The sequence below is a fragment of the Maccoyibacter intestinihominis genome, from assembly GCF_040096355.1.
Lineage (GTDB): Bacteria > Bacillota > Clostridia > Lachnospirales > Lachnospiraceae > Maccoyibacter > Maccoyibacter intestinihominis.
On the sequence record NZ_JBBMEX010000010.1, the window covers coordinates 15,686 to 40,303 of the forward strand.

General features: G+C 42.8%; 21 protein-coding genes and 1 tRNA gene. 2 read left to right on the top strand and 20 right to left on the bottom strand.

Going from position 1 to position 24,618, the window contains the following annotated elements:
- Positions 1–4: 4 nt before the first annotated feature.
- From WMO43_RS10225 to trxB, 11 genes are all read right to left on the bottom strand, one after another.
- Positions 5–448: an ACT domain-containing protein gene (locus WMO43_RS10225; protein ID WP_177963791.1), complete on the bottom strand. Its 444-nt coding sequence runs from the start codon at positions 446–448 to the stop codon at positions 5–7.
- A gap of 653 nt (positions 449–1,101) precedes the next feature.
- Positions 1,102–2,218 (bottom strand): peptide chain release factor 2 gene (prfB, locus tag WMO43_RS10230; RefSeq protein ID WP_178024360.1). Its coding sequence is split into 2 segments (ribosomal slippage): positions 1,102–2,142 and positions 2,144–2,218, totalling 1,116 coding nucleotides; the frame shifts between segments, so codons are not numbered across the junction.
- Between the two features lie 23 nt (positions 2,219–2,241).
- On the bottom strand, positions 2,242–3,522 hold the full coding sequence (locus WMO43_RS10235; RefSeq protein WP_353531096.1) for a S41 family peptidase: 1,281 nt from the start codon (positions 3,520–3,522) through the stop codon (positions 2,242–2,244).
- An 89-nt stretch (positions 3,523–3,611) separates the two neighbouring features.
- On the bottom strand, positions 3,612–4,877 hold the full coding sequence (locus WMO43_RS10240; protein WP_178024356.1) for a murein hydrolase activator EnvC family protein: 1,266 nt from the start codon (positions 4,875–4,877) through the stop codon (positions 3,612–3,614).
- 60 nt (positions 4,878–4,937) lie between these two features.
- Positions 4,938–5,846 (bottom strand): permease-like cell division protein FtsX, encoded by a 909-nt coding sequence (ftsX, locus tag WMO43_RS10245; RefSeq protein ID WP_177963793.1) that lies wholly within the window; start codon positions 5,844–5,846, stop codon positions 4,938–4,940.
- Positions 5,836–6,519 (bottom strand): cell division ATP-binding protein FtsE, encoded by a 684-nt coding sequence (gene ftsE, locus WMO43_RS10250; RefSeq protein WP_177963794.1) that lies wholly within the window; start codon positions 6,517–6,519, stop codon positions 5,836–5,838. The genes ftsX and ftsE overlap by 11 nt, the downstream gene beginning before the upstream one ends.
- A 17-nt stretch (positions 6,520–6,536) precedes the next feature.
- Entirely contained in the window at positions 6,537–7,625 is a 1,089-nt protein-coding gene (locus WMO43_RS10255; RefSeq protein WP_177963795.1) for a PucR family transcriptional regulator, read from the bottom strand.
- Positions 7,626–7,766: 141 nt separating this feature from the next.
- Positions 7,767–8,633 (bottom strand): YitT family protein, encoded by an 867-nt coding sequence (locus tag WMO43_RS10260; protein ID WP_353531143.1) that lies wholly within the window; start codon positions 8,631–8,633, stop codon positions 7,767–7,769.
- Between the two features lie 2 nt (positions 8,634–8,635).
- Positions 8,636–9,319 carry a WecB/TagA/CpsF family glycosyltransferase gene (locus tag WMO43_RS10265; RefSeq protein ID WP_353531097.1) on the bottom strand — a complete coding sequence of 228 codons (684 nt, stop codon included), beginning with the start codon at positions 9,317–9,319 and terminating at the stop codon, positions 8,636–8,638.
- 923 nt (positions 9,320–10,242) lie between these two features.
- The gene (locus WMO43_RS10270; protein WP_177962958.1) at positions 10,243–11,463 is read right to left on the bottom strand and encodes a C40 family peptidase; all 1,221 of its coding nucleotides are present in this window, start codon (positions 11,461–11,463) and stop codon (positions 10,243–10,245) included.
- Positions 11,464–11,588: 125 nt separating this feature from the next.
- A complete protein-coding gene (gene trxB, locus WMO43_RS10275) occupies positions 11,589–12,503 on the bottom strand; it encodes a thioredoxin-disulfide reductase (RefSeq protein WP_353531098.1) in 915 nt (304 codons plus the stop codon).
- A 529-nt stretch (positions 12,504–13,032) separates the two neighbouring features.
- On the opposite strand from trxB, the gene WMO43_RS10280 reads away from it, so the two are divergent.
- Positions 13,033–13,221: a YjfB family protein gene (locus tag WMO43_RS10280; protein WP_177962956.1), complete on the top strand. Its 189-nt coding sequence runs from the start codon at positions 13,033–13,035 to the stop codon at positions 13,219–13,221.
- Between the two features lie 101 nt (positions 13,222–13,322).
- Here the strand turns inward: WMO43_RS10280 and WMO43_RS10285 are convergent, their stop codons facing one another.
- The 6 genes from WMO43_RS10285 to WMO43_RS10310 all read right to left on the bottom strand — a co-directional run bounded on the left by WMO43_RS10285 (position 13,323) and on the right by WMO43_RS10310 (position 17,314).
- Positions 13,323–14,240, bottom strand: a complete 918-nt coding sequence (locus WMO43_RS10285; protein ID WP_353531099.1) for a CPBP family intramembrane glutamic endopeptidase — start codon at positions 14,238–14,240, stop codon at positions 13,323–13,325.
- An 11-nt stretch (positions 14,241–14,251) separates the two neighbouring features.
- Positions 14,252–14,626 (bottom strand): RidA family protein, encoded by a 375-nt coding sequence (locus WMO43_RS10290; RefSeq protein WP_353531100.1) that lies wholly within the window; start codon positions 14,624–14,626, stop codon positions 14,252–14,254.
- A 29-nt stretch (positions 14,627–14,655) separates the two neighbouring features.
- Positions 14,656–15,489, bottom strand: coding sequence for a CvfB family protein (locus tag WMO43_RS10295; protein WP_353531144.1), 834 nt, complete (start codon positions 15,487–15,489; stop codon positions 14,656–14,658).
- Positions 15,485–16,201 (bottom strand): acyl-[acyl-carrier-protein] thioesterase, encoded by a 717-nt coding sequence (locus WMO43_RS10300; RefSeq protein ID WP_353531101.1) that lies wholly within the window; start codon positions 16,199–16,201, stop codon positions 15,485–15,487. Before WMO43_RS10300 ends, WMO43_RS10295 begins: the two co-directional genes overlap by 5 nt.
- A gap of 330 nt (positions 16,202–16,531) precedes the next feature.
- Positions 16,532–16,603 (bottom strand) — tRNA-Gln (locus WMO43_RS10305).
- 57 nt (positions 16,604–16,660) lie between these two features.
- Positions 16,661–17,314 (bottom strand): YigZ family protein, encoded by a 654-nt coding sequence (locus WMO43_RS10310; protein WP_434784180.1) that lies wholly within the window; start codon positions 17,312–17,314, stop codon positions 16,661–16,663.
- Between the two features lie 170 nt (positions 17,315–17,484).
- Between WMO43_RS10310 and WMO43_RS10315 the strand changes: the two genes are divergently transcribed.
- Positions 17,485–20,208 carry a transglycosylase domain-containing protein gene (locus WMO43_RS10315; protein WP_353531103.1) on the top strand — a complete coding sequence of 908 codons (2,724 nt, stop codon included), beginning with the start codon at positions 17,485–17,487 and terminating at the stop codon, positions 20,206–20,208.
- A gap of 128 nt (positions 20,209–20,336) precedes the next feature.
- On the opposite strand, the gene WMO43_RS10320 is transcribed toward WMO43_RS10315, so the two are convergent.
- From WMO43_RS10320 to WMO43_RS10330, 3 genes are all read right to left on the bottom strand, one after another.
- Positions 20,337–22,103, bottom strand: a complete 1,767-nt coding sequence (locus WMO43_RS10320) for an ammonium transporter (protein WP_353531104.1) — start codon at positions 22,101–22,103, stop codon at positions 20,337–20,339.
- Positions 22,104–22,235: 132 nt separating this feature from the next.
- On the bottom strand, positions 22,236–24,374 hold the full coding sequence (locus tag WMO43_RS10325; protein ID WP_434784181.1) for a glutamine synthetase III family protein: 2,139 nt from the start codon (positions 24,372–24,374) through the stop codon (positions 22,236–22,238).
- Between the two features lie 4 nt (positions 24,375–24,378).
- Positions 24,379–24,552: a hypothetical protein gene (locus WMO43_RS10330; protein ID WP_353531105.1), complete on the bottom strand. Its 174-nt coding sequence runs from the start codon at positions 24,550–24,552 to the stop codon at positions 24,379–24,381.
- Between the last annotated feature and the right edge of the window lie 66 nt (positions 24,553–24,618).

Here is a 24,618-nt window from a genome sequence, read left to right on the forward strand (position 1 = left end):
CGAATCACTCCCTAGCTAATATTTTTAAATAATGGATTCCTTCATGCTCCTCCATTGTCCGTGTCATTGCCGCAACATCACCGGTTTCCGGCAGCACATCCACACTCAATGTTAAGGATGCGATCCCATTGACCGGAATACTCTGATGTATCGTCAATATATTGGCATGATATTCTGCCACGGTCCGGAGTACGACAGACAAAAGCCCCGGCTCATCATCCATCTGAAGAACCATCGTGATGGTCTTTCCTTTACTGTTTTCATGGAAAGGAAAAATATCATCTTTATATTTGTAAAAAGAACTCCTGCTGATACCTACTCGCTCTGCAGCTTCCTGCACAGATGCGACTTTTTCTGATTCCAGCAGTCTCTTTGCTTCGACTACTCTAAGCAGTACATCCGGGACTGCTTTTTCTTTTAAAACAAAGTATGAGGTTTTCTCTTCCATTGTCTGATTTGACCTCCTGTGTTTGCGTCAGAAATACATTTGTGCTCGTAAGAAAGATAATAGCATATTTTGTTAGTGGATTGCAACTGGTTTTTCGTATTTTTTGAGGTACATGATACTGCTTCCCCGGCTATTCCCACAGACATGCTGCGTTTCCTGTTCGTCTCACACGCCTTTTTGCTCATGTTTTGTGCAACTCGCCCTACGGGCTCAAACAGACACAAAACATGAGCGGCAGTGTGCTCCTCACGACGGAAGCCTCGCAACTGTCTGTGGGAACAGTCGGGGAGGCGGCATTGTGCATATCTGGAGATTTCTAAAACAAAAAATGCCACTCATTCTTTTGAGTGACACCTTTTATTTAACTCTTCCTCATTTTCTCTGTAAATGATCTTGGGAAATCTCCCCCAACTGTCTTAGAAAGCGTATATCCCAGCGAGCTCCCACCAATGATGAAGAGTTTCTTTTTGTGCTATGGAGATGAAACTCCCGGAAGCGTGGAGCCCTCTGGCGAACACGATTCCTGCTTTGGGGGAGGTTCATCGGAATGCCCAGCACAAGGAAACTTGGAATCATTGGCAGGAGCTCGCTGAACATTCCCTCTTCCTAACACGCCTCAGGTTTCATAGAGAGTTTCATCAAAATAAATGCTCCTACTTCACACCTTTCTGTGCCACATACTTCAGATATGCATTAATAAAAATATCGATCTTACCATCTAACACACTGTCGGCATTTCCTGTTTCTTCATTTGTCCGATGATCCTTTACCATAGTATACGGCTGCAATACATAGGAACGGATCTGGTTGCCCCAGCCGATTTCGGTAACATCTCCACGGATGTCCGCTGCTTTTTTTGCATTCTCTTCCTGCTTTAACAGATACAGCTTTGCTTTTAACATCTGCATAGCCTTATCCTTGTTCATATGCTGGGAGCGTTCATTCTGACACTGCACTACGATTCCTGTCGGTAGATGTGTAATACGGATTGCCGAGGAAGTCTTGTTGATGTGCTGTCCACCCGCACCGGAAGAACGATAGGTATCGATCCGGATATCATCGTCTGCGATCTCAATGTCTATGTTGTCCTCTATATCCGGCATTACATCGCAGGAAACAAAGGAAGTCTGACGTTTTCCTGCCGCGTTAAACGGCGAAATGCGTACCAGTCTGTGCACTCCTTTTTCAGATTTCAGATAGCCGTATGCGTTTTCTCCACTGATCTGGAAGGTGATCGACTTAATTCCGGCTTCATCTCCATCTAAGGAATCCAGTACTTCTAACTGATATCCTTTATCCGAAGCCCACCTGCTGTACATTCGAAAGAGCATTGCTGCCCAGTCACAAGACTCTGTTCCGCCTGCCCCTGCATGCAGGGAGAGGATTGCATCATTGTGGTCATACTCGCCGGATAGCAGTGTTTTGATACGAAGCTGCTCATAACTTTCTTTCAGACTGTTTAGTTCCTCTTCGATCTCAGGAATGATCGAAGCATCATTTTCTTCATAGCCCATTTCGATCAAAGTCTCTATGTCTTCATAGCTTGTTTCTAACTGACGATATACCTCTACATCATCTTTGTAACTTTTTAACTCCTTCATCTTCTTTTGGGAAGTCTCTGTATCATCCCAGAAGTTTGGAGCCTCCATTTCTCTTTCGAGTTCTTCGATCCGCTTTTCCTTATTTGCTAAGTCAAAGTGAATCCCTCACTTCACATAATGGTTCTTTGTAATTGTTCAATTCTGCTTTGAACTGGTCTAATTCTACCAACATGCCACCTTCTTTCATAAAAATTATTTATTATTCAATATTTCTATTGCCTTTTGAATCTGATTATCATATGCCTTATCATAATCGGCATTTTTATCACCGGTATATTCATATTCTAATTCCACATCCGGTTCAATTCCCACTTCATGGATATAGTTCCCTTTTGGTGTGTAGTACTTTGCTGTGGTCAGTTTAATGGCACTGCCATCGGATAACTGGCGTACACTCTGTACGATTCCTTTTCCAAATGTTTTTGTGCCGATCAAAGTTCCATATTGATAATCTTTAATTGCACCCGCAAAAATCTCAGATGCACTTGCACTGTTCTCATTTACCAGCACTGCCATCGGATAGTCCATCTTGTGCTCTTCATCCGAGGTATAATTCTGCCGGTTTCCATACTTATCTTCTGTATAAACAGTCAGACCTTCCGGGAGGATATCATCTAAAATCTCTGTGACTGCCGTCAGGTATCCGCCCGGATTGTCACGCAAGTCTATAATTACTGATTCCATTCCCTGATCTTTCAAAGAGTTGACAGCCTGCATAAACTGTTCCTCGGTCGGCTCTGCAAATTCTGTGATTGCAATATATCCGATATGATTGTCTAACATTTCAGATGTAACGGTCGGAACCTCTACTTTATCTCTTTCAATATCAAGCTCAAGATAGTCCGCTTCACCTTCTCTGGCGATCTGCATATGTACCGTTGTACCTTTGTCGCCACGGATATGCGTCACCAGTTCGGACAGTTCCATTTCTGCTGCATTGATGTCCTCTACTTTCACGATCACATCCCCATCTTTTAACCCCGCTTTTTCTGCCGGTGTGTTTTCATATACATGAAGGATGCTGACCTGCATTGTTTTTACATCCTGACTTAAAACAGCTCCGATTCCAAAGTAAGTACCACTGGTTGATGCCATCATGGATTCATATTCTTCTTTGGTATAGTAAACGGAATAAGAATCTCCTAAACCTTCAAACAATCCCTTATACAGTCCGTCTGTCAGATCCGCCTTGTCGGTGTCTTTATAATAATACAGATCGATCTGTCCTAACAGCTCTTTGATCTTCGATTCCGACTCTGCATCTAAGACATCCTGTGAATCCGCTGCTTTTTTATTAATAAAACTTACCATATAATGATTTCTTACTGCTACCGTAATAATGAGCATCAGGACCAATACAATGGCAACACCCACGGCTATTCCTGCCCGGATCCCCCGTTTAAAACTTCTTTTTTGTTCGTCTGCCTCAGGAAGTTCTTTCACTTCTTCGATCTGTTCCTTTTCTTCTATCATACCTGTTCCTTTCCGTGTTCCGCTATTTTTTCACAGCTTCTCTTTTTTACAAAAGTATATGTCTGCTTTTTAACGGTCAGTACTTACGCCTAACTTACATATCCCCATGGACTTACATAGACACCGTTCAGTGTTACGCCAAAATGCAGATGATTTCCGGTTGAGATACCGGTGCTTCCTACTTTTGCAATAACCTGTCCTTTCGACACGGTCTGCCCTGCCGACACTGTTAAAGAAGATGCATGCATATACACGGTACACAATCCGCCGCCATGATCAATGATCACATAATTACCGCCACTGCTGCTGTAAGTCGCTACTAACACCGTTCCTCCGTCCGCTGCCACAATATCTGCTCCATAAGCCGCACCGATATCAATGCCTTTGTGGTTCGAGGACGCTCCATTTGTCGGGGAGGTACGCGGTCCGTAATCACTGGTCACCCTTTTGCTGCTTGGGCATGGCCACATCATACTTCCGGTGGACTGTCCGTTCCCGGATGGTGTGGTGTTCTGGGCAGTATTCTGATTTTCTCCGGCTGCATCTGTCGCACCCTGATTTTCTTCTGCCGCCTGTGCCTGTTGTTGCGCCGCCTGCTGTTCTGCTGCCCTCTTCTGGGCTGCCTGAATCTGTGCGATCACTTCATTTTGTGCCTGAATCTCTGCCTCATATGCTTTTGCAACAGTCTGTGCATCTGTCAGATCATCCGCAACATCATTCAGTTCCCCTTTTTTTGCCGACTCTAAGGCTGCAACTGCCTGTTTTTCCTCCTGCACCTTTGCCTGCAGGGATTGCAGTGAAGCATAATCGGTCTCCAGTGTCTTTTGCGTATCCGCTATGGTCACCTGCATGTTCTGATATTCCTTTAACATTTTACGGTCATATTGTGAAATCTGTGTGATATACTCCACCGCATTTAAAAAATCCGTAAAACTATCCGCAGAAAGAAGCATTTCCACATAAGAGGTCTGTCCGTTCTCATACATGAACTGGATCCGTTTCTTCATATTCCGATACTGCTTCTTTTCCTGTTCCTTCGCTTTATTTAACGCACTCTCCGTATCGGCAATCTCCTGACGTTTTTTCGAAAGCCGGCTCTCTAATTCTTTGACCTTACCGGAAATCTCATTTAACTGCTTATCTAATTTCTCAACCTCGCTTTGGATGTCTTCTTTTGAGCCTTTGAGCGAATCGATCAATTCTTTTGCCTTTTGCAGATCGTTTTCTAACGTCTTCTTCTCCTGCTGCGCTTCGCTTAAATTACTTTCTTCTGTTGCCTGAACATTGCAAACCGGCTGCATACAGAAAATAAGTGTCAGCATGATGGCTGTAATGATTTTAAGTCTGTTTTTCATGGTATTTTCCCTATATTATCAAAACATCCCAATAGAGCATCACACCCTATTGGGACAAATTTACACGTTCAAATGTCTCTTTGTTGTTACGCGGCTTCCAAGAAATCCGATGCCGACACCTAACAGCAACGCTACCGGAACCAATACACGGAATACCTGTCCTACCGGAAGGAAATTCAGCATACTGCTTAAAAATACAAACTTCTCCGAAACATAAGTAATAACACTGCTGTATACGAAGTAAAGTAAGATCAGCGGTAACACGGAACCGATCAGTCCGATCATTACACCCTCTACGATAAATGGTGCCCGGACAAAATAGTCCGTCGCTCCGATCAGCTTCATGATCGCAATCTCTTCCCGCCTTACGGAGATACCCGTTCGTATAGTGTTACTGATCAGGAACACTGCAACAGCAATGAGAATCAGAATAATGCCTGCTGAAATATATCCGATCAGAGAATTCAGATCTGACAGAGTATTTGCTGCCACCTCTGACTGATGTACCTCACGCACGCCGTCTAAGCCCTTCAAATAAGTAACCAGTGCCTTTTGCATAGACACATCATTGAGATAAATCTCATAATGTGAGGAATTTGCAAGCGGGTTATCTTCTTCAAAACCTTCGGCTGCTTCTTTGTTGCCTTTAAAGTATTCCTTCTGGAAATCCTTCCATGCCTCATCCGCAGATACAAAATCATACTTTGCTACCTCCGGACGTTTTTTGATCTCTTTTCCAATCTCATCTATTTTGTCCTGTTCTATGCCTTTTTCAAAAAACACGGTAACAGCGACTCCCTCTTCTGCCGTCTTGACCATGGTCTTAAAATTGGTCACAACAGAAAAGAAGATACCAAACAGAAAAATACATGCTGCCATTGTCGCAATGGAAGCTAAGGAGAACATCTTATTTCTCCCGATATTTTTCATTCCCTGTTTTACGGAATAAAGAAATGTACTAAATCTCATTTGTGCCACCTAAATCTTCATCGCTGATTACGACGCCTTTCCGCATGGTAATTACACGCTTTTTCATCGCCTTTACAATATCCAGATTGTGTGTGACCACAACGACGGTTGTTCCTCTTTCGTTAATCTCTTCTAAGAGCTTCATGATCTCCCATGCATTGTTCTCATCCAGATTTCCGGTCGGCTCATCTGCTAACAGGATCTTTGGCTCATTGACCAACGCTCTCGCAATCGCTACCCTTTGCTGCTCTCCACCGGAAAGCTGCCTTGGCAGGGATTTATATTTTGCTGCAAGTCCCACCATGGAAAGCATCTGTGGTACTCTGCTGCGGATCGTTTTGGTACTTGTGCCAATGACACGCTGTGCAAAAGCAACATTTTCATATACGTTCCGGTCTCTCAGCAAACGGAAATCCTGAAATACAACACCGATGTTCCGGCGGAGTTTCGGAATCTGTTTTCTCTTTAACCGGTTAATTTCCTGACCATTAATGAAGATTTTTCCCGAGGTCGGCTCAAGTTCTTTTAACAGCAGACGGATAAAGGTGGATTTACCGGAACCACTCTCTCCGACTACGAACACAAACTCGCCCTCTTTTATATGCAGACTGACATCATTCAATGCCGGTATTCCTGCAGAATATGCCTTACTGACATGTTCGAGCTTAATCATGTGTGCCTCCTAAACTTCTAGTAATCTAAAGACTCCATATACTTCATATATTTTACTACCATCAGGGCAATCTTAAATGTGATCGCATCTTCAAAGACGCGCAAGTCCAATCTGGTACTCTTTTGTAATTTATCCAACCGGTAAACTAAGGTATTACGATGAATATAGAGCTGTCTGGAGGTCTCAGACACATTCAGGCTGTTCTCAAAGAACTTGTTGATCGTCGTCAATGTCTCCTCGTCAAAATCATCCGGGGATTTTCCATCGAAGATCTCTTTGATAAACATTTTACACAGTGGAATTGGAAGCTGATAGATCAATCTTCCGATTCCAAGTGCCGAATATGCAATGACTTCTTTTTCTTCAAAGAAAATCTTACCTACATCCAATGCCATTCTCGCTTCTTTATAAGAACGTGATACCTCTTTGATCTCATTAACGATCGTACCATATGCAATATGGATGCTGTGATTTGCATCTGTCGGGAAAAGACTTAAGATCACATCTGCCGTCTTTTTCAGATCATCATAGCTCTCATTGTCAGCCAGTTCTTTGACCAGTATGATGTTCTTCTCATCTACCTCGGTTACAAAATCCTTGGATTTTCCACCAAAAAGGCTTCTGACCTTCTCTAACTCATTGCCATCCTTCTCGCGGTTGGTCTCTATTATAAATACCACACGTCGTACCTCAGTATCAATATGTAGTTTCTTGGCACGGTTGTATATATCTACCAGAAGCAGATTGTCTAAAAGCAGATTCTTGATAAAATTATCCTTATCAAAACGCTCTTTATATGCTACTAAAAGATTCTGCACCTGAAAACTTGCAATCTTTCCAATCATAAATACATCATCGCTGTCACCATTTGCCAACAAGATGTACTCTAACTGATGCTCATCGAACACTTTAAAGAACTGACATCCCTGTACTACCTGGCTGTCTGCCGGAGATTCCACGAAAGCCGCTGCCGGACCAATGTATTTGTCCGCATCCGGAAACGTAGTTGCCAGAACTTTTCCCTCCGTATCGATAATGCATAAATCCACACGCGTGATTCCTTTTAATCCATCTATTGTGCTCTGTAATATTTGATTTGAAATCATATGCCTACGCCCCTTCTCTCCTTTTGCCACTATGCAAATTTCACAATAATTCTTTGTGATTTTTCACAAAAACGGCTTTCTCTTTTTATATTTTAATGCAAAACGTCAAAAAAATAAAGAGTAAATCTCGTTTTTCTTATGCTAATTTTCCAAAAAACCCTCTCCAAAGACCTCGCGCGCATCCGTCACAATCACAAATGCCTTCGGATCGATCTTCGCCACGATGTCCTTAAGCTCCACGATCTCTTTTTTAGCAACCACACAATAGAGCACGGTCTTCTTATCGCCTGAATACATTCCCGTCGCATCCAGACCGGTCAGTCCACGGTCTAACTGTGTCATGATCGCATCTGCAATTTCTTTATAGCAGTCTGTAATAATGAACGCAGCCTTGGAATATTTCATACCTTCCATCAGTGCGTCGGAAACTTTCGAGGTGATAAAAATTGCCACAATCGCATAAAGTGCCGGTTTAAGACCGAATACATAAAGTCCTGCCAAAACGACCATTCCGTCAATGACCTGCAAGATCTGTACCACGGAATAGTGACGCACATATTTCTGGATCAGCGCTGACACCATATCGGTTCCACCGGTCGTTGCCTTTGCCAGCAACACAAATCCGATTCCGATTCCTGTGATCACGCCGCCAAATACGGCAGAAAGCATATAATCTCCCTGCGTTAAGTCAACCTGTGGGATCACATAAAGCCAGAAAGACAGAAGAACCGTTCCGATCACGGTTCTGCCCAAGAACTTTCTTCCTTTTATAATTAGTGCTGCGATAAACACCGGAACATTCAATGCAAGGTTTGTCAGCCACAGTGGGACACCGCCCTCTACGATTCCGGCGGTCATTTTTCTTATGATAATCGCTATACCGGAAAAACCTCCCGTAACCAGTCCGATCGGTTCAAAAATACACTGAATGGCAAGCGCCATGATCCCGGTTCCCATAAAGATGAATAAATAATCCACATACCATGGACGGCTGTTCATAATCCTCATCTTCACTTCCGCTCCTCATCTTCATTTTCATATTGTTCTATTCTTTTGAGCAATACATGTTTATGAAAAATTTTCCGAAAAATTTTTTTCAAAAACGTGTCAGAATACAATCCGGTCACTTCTCCGATCCCGTACCAGACCTTTGCCGACATTTTGCTCTTATAGTTCATTAAAAATTCTTCCTGCTGCGGAGACGGGATCACTGAGATCACAACATCTGCTGCCTCACCGTTTACTTCATTAATAATACTCTCGTAATCTCCCGGACAGTCTTCTAACGCAAACACACCGGAAACCGTAACCCTTGGATAATATTCCTTTAAGAATCCGACCAGCGCTTTGATCTGCTCTGATTTTTCTCCTAAAATATAGACAATCTTATGATTACGCGCGATCCGCTTCATAAACTCATGAAAAAATTCATGTTCTACCGTCTCTTTCAGCCGCTGTGGAGTCTCCACTTCCGCAGCCGTAAGGATCTCTTTCTCACCGATAATGGTCATATCCAGTTCCTGCAATGCCTGTCCGAGTATTTCATTGTTCTCAGACTCCATCAGCATCTTCATGGATATATCTTCAATTGCATTTAAGGATGTTCCATTTAAATAACTCTCCGCTAACAGGATGGATTCCCGCACGGAGTAGTTGTCAAGCTTCATCCCCAATATCTGTATCTTCTTCTTCATCACTACACCTATTATTTTTTGTTTTTCAAGATAATATACATGAGTATAACAAAATCAAGGTCAGATTTCAACCTTGCCTGTCCAAAGACGAAATTCGTCTGTATATTTTCGAAACATTTTTGACATTTTCTGATAACTTTCGTAATATTTTTACTTTAAAAAAGTCAAGACTTTTTCTCCTTTTTTTGACAAACTTATCAACTTTATTATTTGTGTACAAAACCTCTGTTCTCTTTTTTTGCTATGTAAACCTATAATTTTTGCTTTTTTTCTGTGGATAACGTTTATAACTTCGTGTATAACTCCTTTTTTTCGATATTTCCACCTTTTTCGATGTTGATAACTTTTTCTCCTCTGGTTGCAAAAAACGACACCAGTTCTACGGAAATTTGTAGAATTTGTGCAACTTGTATAATCGTTAGTCTGTCATATAAACATTTCCATAACACCCTTACCTATCATTGCGCATCTGCCCCCTTACGAAGCATTTCCACTCTACAGGAAGTACAACTTCCATGCTTAAACGCAACACAGCATTTCTTATAGAAATTAATGTGTCAAAAATCTACTCATAGCTTAGCAGCTAGTACCTTGCACAAAGCTGAGACTGCTTTTGTGACTTTGGGAGAAAATTAGTAAATCTTAGTCTGCCTGTTCATGTATAGTGTTTTGCTGCCATGGACGGCAGCAAAAGTCTTAAGCCCCATGGACGGGGCGTTTAAAACGTACACGTCACTTCATCACAACCTGACTCAGGCAGACTTAGATTTTCTTATTTTCGTACAACGGAACAAAAAAGACTCGGCTTTGTGCAACCTGCCAATCAACAAATGTGAAACCACCTTTTGACACCCTGATCTTATAAAGCAAAAAAGCTGCCATTCCTTAGAATGACAGCTTTGTCAATATTCAAATATTCACTCTTAGAAAATTCTTCTTACTGTAATAATGCTGCGGTATGCTGCCGGAGATGTATACTTGATACCTGATTCCGGTGTACTTGCATGTACGATGGTATTGTTTCCAACATAAATTGCAACGTGTCCACTGTAACATACGATGTCACCCGGCTGCATGTCTGCCTGGCTTACTTCATATCCTACGCCTCTCATTGCACTGGAGGAATGAGGAAGTGATACACCAAATGCTGCATATACGCTCATTACGAATCCGGAACAGTCTGCTCCGTTTGTCAGGCTGGTTCCACCATATACATATGGGTTTCCAACAAACTGACCTGCATAGCTTGCAACTGCTGCTCCATTACCGCCTGAAGGTGGTGCATAGCTTCTTGCCGGAGCACTGCTTGCTGCCGGTGCGCTGCTCTGCTGCTGTGATGCTTTTCTGGCTGCTGCTGCCGCTGCTTCCTCTGCTGCTTTTCTTTCAGCCTCTTCTTTTGCAAGTCTTGCTTCTTCTTCTGCTTTAGACTCTGCTTTTACAAACTCTGTAGAAAGGCTTACATAATCTGTAGATACAAATCCTTCGCCCTCTTCTACGCTGACTTTTACCCAGCCGTCTCTCTCTTCTGTAACGGTCAGATCATCTCCGCCCGGTACTAATCCTAAAACAGGTGCGTCTGTAGATGCATCTGTACGCACTTTTAAAGTCTCTGTGTTAACCTTTGCCATTCTTCTTCCAACGGCTCTTGCTAACTCTTCGTTACCAACTACTACGAATTCTTTCTTTACATAACCGGTAACACTTCCGGATGTAATCTTATACCATCCGTTCTCTTCGCCTTCCACTGTAGCTGCGGATTTGTCATAGAGCTTTCCTAAGACTTCTCCATCCTCGCCCGGTGTGCTGCGGACATTTACATAGTTGTCCACCTGTGCGATTGCGATATCTGCATACTCTGATTTTACAACCGGAGTCTCATTTTCTGCCTTCTCACTCTTGTCCTCGGAAGAATTGTCTGTATTTTCTTTATTCTCATCAGCTTTCTGGCTGTCAGAAACAGCTTTTGCAAATGTAAGAGTTCCACCTGCTACGGTAGATTCTTTTGTTACACTGCTGATTGTTGTACTCAGTTCGTCGGATAATCCTGCTGCCGGAGCTGCGTTAACTGCCATACTGCCGGAACCTGCAAGCATTATTGTTGCCGCTAAACAGCATGTTCGTATTCTTAATCTGTTACGATTCATGTGTGCCTCCAATTTATTGATAAGTCTTTACCTTTTGTTACAAATTTATTACATTTATCGTACAACATTATATCAAAGCGTTTCTACACTGTCAACCCTATTCCTTTACAAAACCCGACAAAGAATTACAGCTCATTCAGATATTTTTCGATAGAAGTTACAACATTCGCCCCATCGGCAGCCGCTGTAATGACCTGCCGAAGCTGCTTGGTACGCAGATCTCCCGCCGCAAAAATCCCTGCACAGCTTGTCACGCCATCTTCACCGGCAATGACATAACCGGCTTCATCTAAATCCACCACGCCACGATACATTTCCGTGTTCGGCAGGATGCCCACTGCTATAAATACTCCGTTGACCGAAAGTTCCTGCTTTTCCTCTGTCTTCTTATTATATAAGGAAAGACTCTCAACCTGATCCTCTCCCTGAATCTGCTCAATAACCGTATCCCAGAGAATTTCGATGTTCTCACTTGTCTTTACCCGTTCCTGCAACACCTTTGCCCCGCGGAATTCATCTCTTCTGTGGATCAGATACACTTTTTTACAGAGTCTTGCTAAAAACAGGGCATCCTCTAACGCTACATCTCCGCCTCCGACTACTGCCGTTGTCTTTCCTTTAAAAAACGCTCCGTCACAGGTGGCACAATAAGAGACTCCCATTCCCATGAGTTCCTCTTCCCCCGGCACACCTAAGGTCCGGTGTGTCGCACCACTGGCTAATATGATCGTCTTTGTCTGATAAGTTTCCTTATCTGTCACAATGACCTTATGATCTGCTTCGTTTTTAATCTCTAACACTTCTGCCGTTACAAACTGACATCCTACGGCATCGGCATGCGCCCGGAATTTACTTCCAAGATCAAATCCACCGACCCCAGGGATTCCCGGATAGTTATCCACTTCATAAGTGTTTAAGATCTGTCCTCCGCTCATTGGTGCTTTTTCTAATACCAGTGTCTTTAACTTTGCCCGCTCTGCATAAATCGCAGCACTCAAACCTGCCGGACCACTTCCTATTATAATTACATCATACAGCATATATTTTTCTCTCTTTCTTTTTCATTTTGCCTATAAAGATTAGGATGTCAAAAGGCGGCTTACAACTTAGGGGCTGGCAACTTGAACAAAACTGGGACTACTTTTGTGACTTTGGGAGAAAATTAGTAAATCTTAGTCTGCCTGCTAATGTATAGTGTTTTGCTGCCATGGACGGCAGCAAAAGTCTTAACACCCCATGGACGGGGCGTTTAAGACGTACACGTCACTCCAGCACAGCCTAACTCAGGCAGACTTAGATTTTCTTATTTTCGTACAACGGAACAAAATAGACTCGGCTTTGTGCAAGTTGCCACTCAAAAAACTTGAAAACGCCTTTTGACACCCTAATCATATAAAACTATTTTATCATCTTTCCCGGAAAACCTCCATCTTATTTTGAGGCTTATTTTTCTCTTGGCTTTCACTGCCTTCGGGATTCTGTTTTTCTCTTTTATTTTTCAAAACTTATTGCACTTTTCACACCTCCGAAGTACAATAAACTTATCAATAGACGAAAGGTGGTGCCAGTATGGATGTAACAGCTCTTAATAACATTGCATTGAGTCAGATCTCCCCAAGTACATCTCCTTCTGATATCAGTGTTGCGATCTTAGGAAAACAGCTTGATGTCACACAGAAGCTCGGAGACACGATGATACAGGCAATGGAACGTTCAGTGAACCCGCATATTGGCGGCAACATTGATATTTCTGTTTAGTACAAAATAAAAAAGCAGGAGTCGGCATTCACGCAGCTCCTGCTTTTTTGTTTTAGAATCTTTTTATTTTAGAATTTTTTATTTCAGGCTCTTTAATTTTCTTAAAAAATCTCAAAGACTACCATAAATGCGACTGCTAATACCATTCCGATCACAAGGGTCGGTGTTATGATTCTTTCACGCTTTGCCTCATTCATCTTCTGTTGGATGAGTTCCAGTCTTCCATTTTTTCTTGCCAGATGAACCCAGATGGCACAGCCGCCTGCGGTCGTAAACACAGCGATCACTCCCCATACAAGAAGCCCTGCTAATAAGATCTTTGGCTGGCTTGCTAAATTACTGCTCTGCTGTACGGCATCACTCACGCTCGCATTCCTGATACTTCCATTGAGTCCTGAGAGCAATACTCCGTTCAGATTCAGTAAAAAATGACAGATCATGGAAGTCACAATGCTTCCGGTTGCTTCCATCATAAAGACTAAGATCATGCCAAAGACACAGGTATATAAGAACTGGTTAAAGTTCATGTGCATACAGCCGAACAGAAGTCCGCTGAGCACCAGTGCTGCCTTCATGCTGCTCTTCCGGTAGGTCTGATAAAAGACTCCGCGGAACACAAACTCCTCCACAAAGGCTGGCAGCAATGCCACAAACAGGATATTGAGGAACAGATTCTCCTGTCCCATTGTTGTCGCAAGCTCTGCTGAGGTATTGTCCACAAAAAACATCGTCAGCAGATTCATGACCAGCATCAGCGGGTAAAACAGATACGTCATAACCACCGCTAAAAGGGCATCGGAAATCCTGATTTTTTTATAGGGGATCAATTCCCCTGTCTTCGTCCCCGATATTTTCAGATAGACAAACGGCGGGACACATACGAGGAGCTGTGAAACAGCAATATCTACATAAAATGAGTCCACAAAACGTTTTCCTATCAGCGACCATAAAAAACTGCCGCCCACATAGATCAGAAAAGTAATGAGAAATGTGCGGTTTACGCCTTTATTTGTCGTCATATGTTCTCCTGTTATTTTACGGCTACGGCTTCAATCTCTAAGAGTACATCTTTCGGAAGTCTTGCTACCTCCACACAGCTTCTTGCCGGGAAATCTGTAGTAAAGAATTCTTTGTATACCTCATTGATCGTTCCAAAATCATTCATTTCTTTAATGAATACTGTTGTTTTAACCACATTATCCATAGAAGTTCCTGCTGCTTCTAATAAATTAGAAAGACTCGTCATTGCCTGTCTGGCCTGTGCTTCTGCACCGTCCGGGATCTCTCCGGTTGCAGGATTTACCGGGATCACACCGGAAGTATATACCATTCCATTCACTTCAATTGCCTGTGAGTACGGTCCGATCGCTGCCGGAGCGTTCTGTGTACTGATTACTTTTTTCATCGTGATTCCTTCTTTCTTTTGTTTTGTATTTATAATTTTCGGATCACCTTATCGGTAATCTCAATCTTATGCTCTTTATAGAGATGTCCGACTGCCCGCTTAAAAGCATTTTTACTAAGTCCGGTCTCTCTTTTGATGACTTCCGGAGAAGCCTTGTCGTTAAATGGCAGAACTCCCGCATATTCATCAATGATCTCTAACACTTTTTCTGCATCCGGGTTCATCTGAAGATATGCTTTCTGCCGCATGGTAAGATCCAGCTTTCCATCCGGTTTTACTTTTGTCACACGCGCTTCTATGATATCACCGATCCGCAAGAAACTGCAATCCTCATGACGTGGAATCATGGCTGAGTACCGGTCATCTACGGCTATGAAAGTTCCGAAATTATCACTGAACTCATAGACTCTTCCCTGTACCGTATCTCCCTCTTTATAAGGAGATTCTTTTGACAGCAGATCGTAGATCCCTTTCATGGTCGCACAGAGTCTGCGGCTCTTATCAATATAAAGTGTGACTAAGATCTCATCTCCCGGCTCGACCTTTCTGGTCATCTCTTTAAACGGTAAGAACAGATCTTTTTCTAAGCCCCAGTCTAAAAAGGCTCCGATCTTTCCGATTTCTAACACTTCTAAGACTGCCAGTTGTTCCAGTTGTAATTTTGGTGTATTGGTTGTTGCGATCAGCCGGTCTTTGGAGTCTTTATATAAAAACACTTTCAGCACATCACCGATCTTTACCTCCTGCGGCACCTGCTTTGCCGGAAGCAGCACGCGTGTCTCATCCTCCGGTTTCTGTGCTAAGTATACTCCAAACTCTACTTTTTTTACAACAATCAGTTCCTGATATTCTCCTAATTTAATCATTTCTTCCTCCGAAAAATTCTATGATCGCATATGGGCTCTTTTCTTTGTCCGCTAACACCACCGCGATCTTCTCCTCTGTATTTTCCACAAACGGATACATGATATCGCCTAACACTGCTGCTTTTCTGTATTCTACCCTCAGCTCGCTCACAAGAAACTGCTCCGGTAAAAATTCTTCTGCCATCAATACATATTTGCCGTTGTTCACATGATGGTTAGAATCAATGCAAAAACGGTGTACCGCAAACGGCTCTTTCGCTTCTAAATGCTTTGGCATTGGGATTTTTCTTGCAGCATATTCCATCGGATAAGGTTCCCCTAACTCATATGCATTTGCAACCTCGTCCGGGATCCGAACCGGTTTTCCGGTTTCCGTATTTACAAATATCCAGTTAGAATTTGCATAGACTAAATCTTTTCCATGCTCATCCTGCAGCATCAGATTTCTGTGTCCGAAAAAATTCTTAAATGCATATGGATTTGCAATGATCCGTATCTGCTCTCCCAACTTCGGATATTCCTTTATGACGATCTGCCAGGAAGCTAACAGCCACGCTCTCTTTTGCCCTTTTAAAAATTCGAGACCGCCTCCGACATCCTCGGAGTGAAAGGTACAGCAGTCCTGAAAGTAATCCAGAACAGACTCCAGTTTTATCCTATGCGTTTCATCCACTTCACTATAGCGCACACGCGCATCCATCTGATACATTGCCTGTCCTCTCTTTCGCCCGAAGGGCTTTTTATTCTATAGGAAATTCTATAGTAAACACAACTTTCATACTTTAATGTAACATATTTTTTCTTATAGAGGAACAAAAGTGTGCTTCGCACACTTCCGCGCTCCAATTTCTTCTATAGCACAGCTTTTGTTCCGCGCGCGAGCGGTGCTGCATCGCAGCTACTTACCCCTCAGCGAGCTGCGCATCTTCGCCCGAAGGGCTTTTTGCTCTATAGGAAATACAAATTTTCACGCTTTAATGTAATACGGTATTTCCTATAGAGCAAAAAAGCACCATATCTGCATATGGTGCTTTCAAAACTGGCCCACAAGGATTCGAACCTTGAAATGACGGAGTCAGAGTCCGTTGCCTTACCATTTGGCGATGGGCCAATGTCGTGTCAACAATGGGTATTATACATGATGATTTTACCAAAAGTCAAGCACTTTTTAAAAAATTTTTAAATCTTTTTCAACAATTGCAAAAACGACCTCTTTTTCCCAGTCGATCTCTGCTTTTCCATTCGTACCCTCGATCAGTTCTTTTTCTAACTTTTCCTGCTGTTGTGCCGGAACGACCACCTGAATGCTGACATTTTCTCCATAGATACTGTCTGCGATCGGGATATTGTTCTGCGCTAATATATACTGGATCTTTCCGATCCCATTATAATCGGTTACGATATTTCCAAAAACGCCACGTTGCTTCTCTATAATAACGCTGGACTCCAATCCGCTCCGGGTCGCCTTTTGATATGCCCGCACCAGTCCGCCGGTTCCTAAAAGTACACCGCCAAAATAACGGGTCACCACGACTACGGTATTGTGGATGTCTTCATGCAGGAGCACATCTAACATCGGACGGCCTGCGGTACCGTTTGGTTCTCCGTCATCGGAACATCTTTGTAGCTCCTGACGCTCGCCGATGGCATAGGCATAGCAGTTGTGTCTTGCATCCCAGTATTTCTTTTTCATCTTCGCGATAAACTCCAATGCCTCTTCTTCCGTTTCTATCGGAAGTACGGTAGCAATAAATCTGGATTTTTTTTCTATGATCTCTCCCTGTCCACCTTTGTAGACAGCCCGGTATCCATTTGTCTCCATAGTCATCTCTCTCCTGTTTTTCTGCTCTCATTATAACGGTATTTTGATTTTCCGTAAATACCAAATTGTCCGAAAAGTGCCTGCAAATCAGTTAATACTTTATTCTTATGCCGTTTTTTGGTATAATGTATCATAATATAGTTTAAGACTAATTACAAAGGAGGTCTGTTATGAACTATGGAAAGAACCGCACATCGAAAAAGGAGAAGGATTTAGCCTCCCAGCAGTCGATGGCACATAAACGGTTCCGTGTAATGTTTTTAAAGACATTTCTTATCTGCATTCTGATCGCAGTTGTGGTCGGCGCGATCGCCGTCTTCAATATGGTAAGAGGCATTATCAAGTCCGCACCGGACATTAAGGATATCGATGCTACACCGACCGGATATCTCTCCACGGTATTAGACAATAATGAAAATGAAATCGCAACGTTGGTGGCTTCCGGCTCCAACCGTGTCTATGTGACCATAGATGAGATTCCAAAAGATTTACAGCATGCATTTGTTGCAATTGAAGATGAGCGTTTTTACGATCATAACGGTATTGACTTACAGGGTATTTTACGCGCGGGAGTCCGTGGTATCACACATGGTTTTCACTTTTCAGAAGGTGCATCCACGATCACGCAGCAGCTTTTGAAGAACAATGTATTTACAGGCTGGACAAGCGAATCCAGTTTTTCGGACAAGTTAGAGCGTAAATTGCAGGAACAGTACTTAGCCGTACAGTTAGAAAAATCCGTAAGCAAAGACTGGATCTTAGAGAACTATCTGAACTCCATCAACCTCGGTCAGAATACACTTGGTGTCCAGTCGGCATCCAGACGTTACTTTAATAAGGATGTTTCGGAACTGAATATTTCAGAATCGGCCGTCATTGCGGCGATCACACAGAATCCGAGCCGTTATAATCCGGTCAGCAACCCTGACCAGAATAAAAAGCGCCGTGCCAAGGTATTAAAAAACATGTTAGATCAGGAATACATCTCTCAAAAGGAATATGACGAAGCCATGAAGGATAAGGTCTATGACCGGATCCAGGTTGCCAACCTTGAGGTTGCCGATGATAACGTCACTTCCTATTTTGTAGATGCGCTGACAGATCAGGTGATCCAGACATTGATCGATGAAAAAGGTTATACGGAAACACAGGCATACAAAGCACTCTACAGTGGAGGGCTGACCATTTATTCCACACAGGACAGCAACCTGCAAAAGATCTGTGATGAAGAGGTCAACAACGAAGCAAATTACGGCGCAAATCCGGAGTATTCTTTCTCCTACCGTCTGACCATCCAGAAAAAAGACGGTACTTATAAGAACTACAGTGAGCAGACCATGCTTTCTTACTATCAGGCAAATGACAAAAACTACAATATCCATTTTGCCTCCAAAGAAGCTGCTGAGGCTGCCATTGAAAAATACAAAAACGAGATGTTAGAGGATGGCGATACCATTCCGGAAGGCGGCGAAACCGTTTCTTATACGTTACAGCCACAGGCTGCGATGACACTGATCGACCAGTCCACCGGCGAAGTAAAAGCGTTAGTAGGTGGCCGTGGTGAAAAGACAGCAAGTAAGACCCTGAACCGTGCCACTTCAACTGCAAGACAGCCGGGTTCCACTTACAAAGTCCTTGCCGCTTATGCTCCGGCATTGGATTCCGCCGGCATGACACTTGCAACCGTACAGGATGATGCTCCTTATTCCTATGAAAACGGAACTTCACTCCGTAACTACGACAATAACTACCGTGGATTTACCACACTCCGGGAAGCCATTACAAATTCCATCAATGTCGTAACGGTAAAGACTTTGACCGAGATCGGCACACAGGTAGGTTTTGATTACCTCGATGATTTTGGCTTTACTACCATTGTACCGGAGGACAACACCCAGTCACTCTGTCTCGGCGGTCTGACAAAAGGTGTCTACAATTTAGAATTAACGGCTGCCTATGCCACGATCGCAAATGGCGGCACTTATACGAAACCAAGATTTTTCACAAAAATCCTTGACCATGACGGCAATGTACTGATTGATAATACACCTCAGACACATACCGTATTAAAAGATACGACCGCATGGCTGATCACTTCTGCGATGAAAGATGTTATGACACAGGGAACCGGTGTTGCAGCGAATATCAGCAATATGCCGGTAGCCGGAAAATCCGGTACTACAACGAAAAACCGTGACTCTCTATTCGCAGGATTTTCTCCATATTATACCTGTGTTGTCTGGGGCGGATATGATGACAACTCTCCGTTAAAGAGCACAAGGTATACCAAAAACGTATGGAAAGCCGTCATGCAGCGTGTGAACGAAGGATTGGAATACCGTGATTTTGAAAAACCGGAAGGCATTGAGACTGCTACCGTATGTAAGAAATCCGGTAAACTTGCCGTTGCAGGCATCTGTGACTGTGATCCACGCGGCAATCAGGTTTATACCGAATATTTTGCATCAGGAACCGTTCCTACGGAAATCTGCGACCACCATGTTCGTGCAACAATCTGTACGGCATCTATGAAAATTGCAAATGAGTTTTGTCCGGAAGAAACGAAGCAGACGAACATCTATATCATTGGCGGTTCTGCAAACTCCGGAGATGGTCCATATCTTCTTTCCGATGAGCTTGCAAATTCTACCTGTGATGTGCATAATGCTTCTACGAATACAACCGATGCACTCGAAAATATTGGTGGTTTCTTAGATAAGAATGAGAAGAAGGATAAAAAGGACAAAAAAGATAACACGAATGACAATGACAATCCGAATGATGATAACAAGAATCCGGATAACAATAACAATCCTGATACTCCTTCTGATGATAACAAGAATGACGATGATAACAATAACGACTTTGAAAACCCTTCCGAAGAAGGCGAGTAAATGATTCAATAATAGGTCATCAAGGAACAGAAAGAACCCCGACGTTTCCGTCGGGGTTCTTTCTGTTGATGTATATACACTAAGGGGATTAGATATACTAATCTTTCCAGATTAGCTCATATTTGTGCTTACTCTACATCCTGTAAAGCAGCCGTTCCAGCTTCTCCTGTACGAACTTTGACTACCTGTTCTACATTGTATACGAATATCTTTCCATCTCCTATATGTCCTGTATAAAGTACTTTCTTTGCGGATTCGATGACATCCTCTACCGGGATCTTGCTGACCACCACTTCGACCTTCATCTTTGGAAGGAGTGTTGCATCCAACTCTGCACCACGGTAACGGTCTCCGGAACCTTTCTGCACACCACAGCCCATAACCTGTGTACAGGTCATACCGGTAACACCAAGTTCATTCATGGCTTTCTTTAACTTGTCATAACGTGACAGTTTTGAAATAATAACCACTTTATAGATGCCTGTCGGCTCATGTGGCATTGCTGCAACCGGAACTGCTGCATTCCGCAGAGTTTCTGATGCACTTTCATAATCAGCCACACCAAGGTCGGTATTTTCATTGACATCCATTGTAGAACCAGAGATATCCATAATTGCAAATCCTGCGTATGCTGATGGAAGTCCATGCTCTGTTGCATCCAGACCTGTGATCTCTTCCTCTTCGGAAACACGAAGACCGATGGTCTTTTTTAATACGATAAATACGATCGTAATTGTAACAATTGTCCAAGCTGCGGTAATGAACATACCTACAAACTGTAAACCTAACTGTTTGAAGCCGCCTCCATAGAAGAGACCTTCTTTAATACCTGCTAATTCAAAGCCCGGTGCTGAAGATGTTGCAAATAAACCTACTGCAATCGTTCCCCAGATACCGTTAAACATATGTACTGCGACTGCTCCAACCGGGTCATCGACATGAAGTACATTATCGACAAACCATACACCAAAGACTACTAAAATTCCTGCTACTGCTCCAATAATTGCTGCTCCTACACAATCTGTTACATCACAAGGTGCGGTAATTGCTACCAGTCCTGCTAAAGATGCGTTCAGACACATCGATACATCCGGTTTTCCATATTTGATCCATGTAAATGCCATACATACGACAGTTGCTACTGCCGGAGCTACGGTTGTTGTTAAAAAGATAGATCCCAGTGTCGGAACATCGGTAGCTGCTGCACCATTGAATCCATACCAGCCAAGCCAGAGGATAAATACACCAAGGGAACCGATAACCAGGTTGTGTCCCGGAATTGCGTTAACCTTTGTAATTTTTCCATCTTTATCTTTACTGAATTTTCCAATACGAGGTCCAAGGAATGCTGCACCGATCAATGCACAGATACCACCAACCATATGGATACAGTTAGAACCTGCATAATCATGGAATCCCATATTGACTAAAAATCCATTGCCCCATGTCCAGTGTGCTTCTATTGGATAGATGATACCGGAAATAACGGCTGAATAAATACAATACGTTATGAATTTTGTTCTTTCTGCCATCGCACCTGATACGATGGTTGCTGTTGTTGCACAGAATACTAAGTTAAATACAAATCCCGAATAACTGAAATTTGCATAGTCTGTGAATACCCCAAATCCCGGTGTTCCGAGAATTCCTAAGATATCACTTTTTCCTTCTGCTGCCGGAAGCATTAAAGATGCTCCGATGATGAACCACATTACGGTTCCAATACAGAAATCCATTAAGTTTTTCATAATGATATTTCCGGAGTTCTTTGCTCTGGTAAAACCTGCCTCTACCATTGCAAATCCTGCCTGCATCCAGAATACTAATGCCGCACCAATTAGAAACCAGACGCCGTAGACATTGTCATTAATCACTTTCATAATTTCATCTGTCATAATTTCTTCCTCCTCTTTCTCCTGATATAAATATAAAAAAGGAGACAACACCGAATGTCAGATTTTTCTAACCTTCTATGCTATCTCCTTTGATAACGCTTATAACTCTATTTCTTCCATTTTCAATTTTAATTATACTTCAAAGATTAAATCTCCATAGGATGGCATTGGCCATACATCCTTATCAACGATCATCTCTAATTTGTCGATCGGTGCACGAAGCTCATCCATTGCTACCTTAACCTCATCTCTGTATGCAACAGCCTGTACCCTGCCTTCTTCTATAGCAGCAGCTTTTTCTGTTACTTCATGCAGCTTCTTCAATGCTGTCTGTGCCTCTGCTAATAATGTAGAGGTCTCTGTTAACAGCTCTGTCTGAACGCTGACATCTGCTCCACATGCAGCAGTAACTGCATTAACGGAGGTTGCAAGTGAGGTTGCATATTTGATGACTGCCGGAATAATCTGTTTTCCTGCAATGTTCATCATTGCTTTTGCTTCAATGTTGATGGTCTTTGCGTAGGTCTCATACTCTACTTCCACACGGGACTCTAACTCTGCTCTTGTAAATACACCAAATCTCTCAAATAAAGCCACAGATTTGTCAGTAGCCAGATAAGGAATGGCATCTACCATAGAGCGGATGTTTGGAAGTCCACGTCTTTCTGCTTCCTCTACCCATCCATCGGAGTATCCGTTTCCATTGAATACGATTCTCTGATGCTCTGTTACATTTTTCTTGATCAGATCATGTACTGCCATATCGAAGTCATCTGCTTTTTCAAGCGTATCACATACTTCTGCAAATGCTTCTGCAACGATGGTATTTAATACTACGTTTGGCTGTGCGATGGATGCTTTAGAACCTACCATACGGAACTCGAATTTGTTTCCTGTAAATGCAAATGGTGAGGTTCTGTTTCTGTCAGTTGCATCTTTCATGAAGTCCGGTAATGTTGCCACACCGGTTTTCAGCATTTCGCCTTCTATACTATGTGTAGCTTCACCTGTGCTGATTAACTGTTTTAACACATCCTCTAACTGTGCTCCTAAGAAGATGGAGATGATTGCAGGCGGTGCCTCGTTTGCTCCTAATCTGTGGTCGTTTCCAACATCTGCTGCGGACTCACGAAGTAATTCTGCATGCTCATCTACTGCTTTTAAGATACAGGATAAGACTAACAGGAACTGGATGTTCTCATGTGGGGTATCGCCCGGATCTAACAGGTTGATTCCATCGTCTGTGGTCAGTGACCAGTTATTATGTTTACCGGAACCGTTCACGCCTGCAAATGGTTTTTCATTTAACAGACAATATAATCCATGACGGCCTGCTACTTTTTTAAGTGTTTCCATAACTAACTGGTTATGGTCTACTGCGATATTTGCTTCTGCATAGATCGGTGCTAACTCGTGCTGTGCCGGAGCAACCTCGTTATGCTGTGTCTTTGCGGATACACCCAGTTTCCAGAGCTCTTTATTGACATCTTTCATATAAGAAGCAATTCTCTCACGGATAGCTCCGAAGTAATGGTCATCCATTTCCTGACCTTTTGCCGGTGGTGCTCCGAATAAGGTACGTCCTGCATAGATCAGGTCTTTTCTCTTTAAGTATTTTTCTTTATCTACTAAGAAGTACTCCTGCTCCGGTCCTACGGACGGTGTTACTTTCTTAGATGTTGTATTTCCAAATAATCTTAAAAGACGTAAGGACTGCTCATTGATTGCTGCCATAGAACGAAGCAATGGTGTCTTCTGGTCTAATGCCTCACCTGTATAGGAGCAAAATGCTGTTGGAATACAAAGTGTTGCACCTGCTGCATCCTGACGTACAAATGCCGGTGAGGTACAATCCCATGCTGTATATCCTCTTGCTTCAAATGTCGCTCTTAAACCTCCTGATGGGAAAGAAGATGCATCCGGCTCTCCTTTGATCAGTTCCTTACCGGAAAAGCTCATCAGTACTTTGCCATTCGGCATTGGTGCGGTAATAAAAGAATCATGTTTTTCTGCTGTGACACCGGTTAACGGCTGAAACCAGTGTGTGTAGTGTGTCGCACCTTTTTCGATTGCCCATTCCTTCATCTCATGTGCTACTACATCAGCAGTCTCTAAATCAAGTTCTTTTCCTTCTTCAATGACTTCCCTCAACTTCTTGTAAACCTTTTTCGGAAGACGCTCCTGCATAACGGAATCGTTAAATACGTTTTCTCCAAAAATGTCTGTTACATTGAAATAATCCGGTGTTTTTTCTAACATTCTCTCTTCCATATCCTTACATCCTTTCTTTACCATTTTCTACAAATGCATCCCCTAGTGCTTCTGCTTTTGTATTTTCTTTATTATGTCTTGTAATTAGAATAAAGAGCCACATCCTCACGGAGTGTTTTACTTTATAGGCAATTACTTTATATTTCCCTATAACAGTAAAAAAGGGCGCTCCACTCATATGGAACACCCTTGTTCTAATCTCTGCTAATAAGATACCCCAATTGTTTTGAAATTGCAAGAGAAT

Bases quoted from the DNA above. Each gene is read 5' to 3' on its own strand.
- WMO43_RS10225 (WP_177963791.1), bottom strand. From the start codon at position 448: ATGGAAGAGAAAACCTCATACTTTGTTTTAAAAGAAAAAGCAGTCCCG.
- WMO43_RS10235 (WP_353531096.1), bottom strand. From the start codon at position 3,522: ATGATAGAAGAAAAGGAACAGATCGAAGAAGTGAAAGAACTTCCTGAG.
- WMO43_RS10240 (WP_178024356.1), bottom strand. From the start codon at position 4,877: ATGAAAAACAGACTTAAAATCATTACAGCCATCATGCTGACACTTATT.
- ftsX (WP_177963793.1), bottom strand. From the start codon at position 5,846: ATGAGATTTAGTACATTTCTTTATTCCGTAAAACAGGGAATGAAAAAT.
- ftsE (WP_177963794.1), bottom strand. From the start codon at position 6,519: ATGATTAAGCTCGAACATGTCAGTAAGGCATATTCTGCAGGAATACCG.
- WMO43_RS10255 (WP_177963795.1), bottom strand. From the start codon at position 7,625: ATGATTTCAAATCAAATATTACAGAGCACAATAGATGGATTAAAAGGA.
- WMO43_RS10260 (WP_353531143.1), bottom strand. From the start codon at position 8,633: ATGAGGATTATGAACAGCCGTCCATGGTATGTGGATTATTTATTCATC.
- WMO43_RS10265 (WP_353531097.1), bottom strand. From the start codon at position 9,319: ATGAAGAAGAAGATACAGATATTGGGGATGAAGCTTGACAACTACTCC.
- WMO43_RS10270 (WP_177962958.1), bottom strand. From the start codon at position 11,463: ATGAATCGTAACAGATTAAGAATACGAACATGCTGTTTAGCGGCAACA.
- trxB (WP_353531098.1), bottom strand. From the start codon at position 12,503: ATGCTGTATGATGTAATTATAATAGGAAGTGGTCCGGCAGGTTTGAGT.
- WMO43_RS10280 (WP_177962956.1), top strand. From the start codon at position 13,033: ATGGATGTAACAGCTCTTAATAACATTGCATTGAGTCAGATCTCCCCA.
- WMO43_RS10285 (WP_353531099.1), bottom strand. From the start codon at position 14,240: ATGACGACAAATAAAGGCGTAAACCGCACATTTCTCATTACTTTTCTG.
- WMO43_RS10290 (WP_353531100.1), bottom strand. From the start codon at position 14,626: ATGAAAAAAGTAATCAGTACACAGAACGCTCCGGCAGCGATCGGACCG.
- WMO43_RS10300 (WP_353531101.1), bottom strand. From the start codon at position 16,201: ATGTATCAGATGGATGCGCGTGTGCGCTATAGTGAAGTGGATGAAACG.
- WMO43_RS10310 (WP_434784180.1), bottom strand. From the start codon at position 17,314: ATGGAGACAAATGGATACCGGGCTGTCTACAAAGGTGGACAGGGAGAG.
- WMO43_RS10315 (WP_353531103.1), top strand. From the start codon at position 17,485: ATGAACTATGGAAAGAACCGCACATCGAAAAAGGAGAAGGATTTAGCC.
- WMO43_RS10320 (WP_353531104.1), bottom strand. From the start codon at position 22,103: ATGACAGATGAAATTATGAAAGTGATTAATGACAATGTCTACGGCGTC.
- WMO43_RS10325 (WP_434784181.1), bottom strand. From the start codon at position 24,374: ATGGAAGAGAGAATGTTAGAAAAAACACCGGATTATTTCAATGTAACA.
- WMO43_RS10330 (WP_353531105.1), bottom strand. From the start codon at position 24,552: ATGAGTGGAGCGCCCTTTTTTACTGTTATAGGGAAATATAAAGTAATT.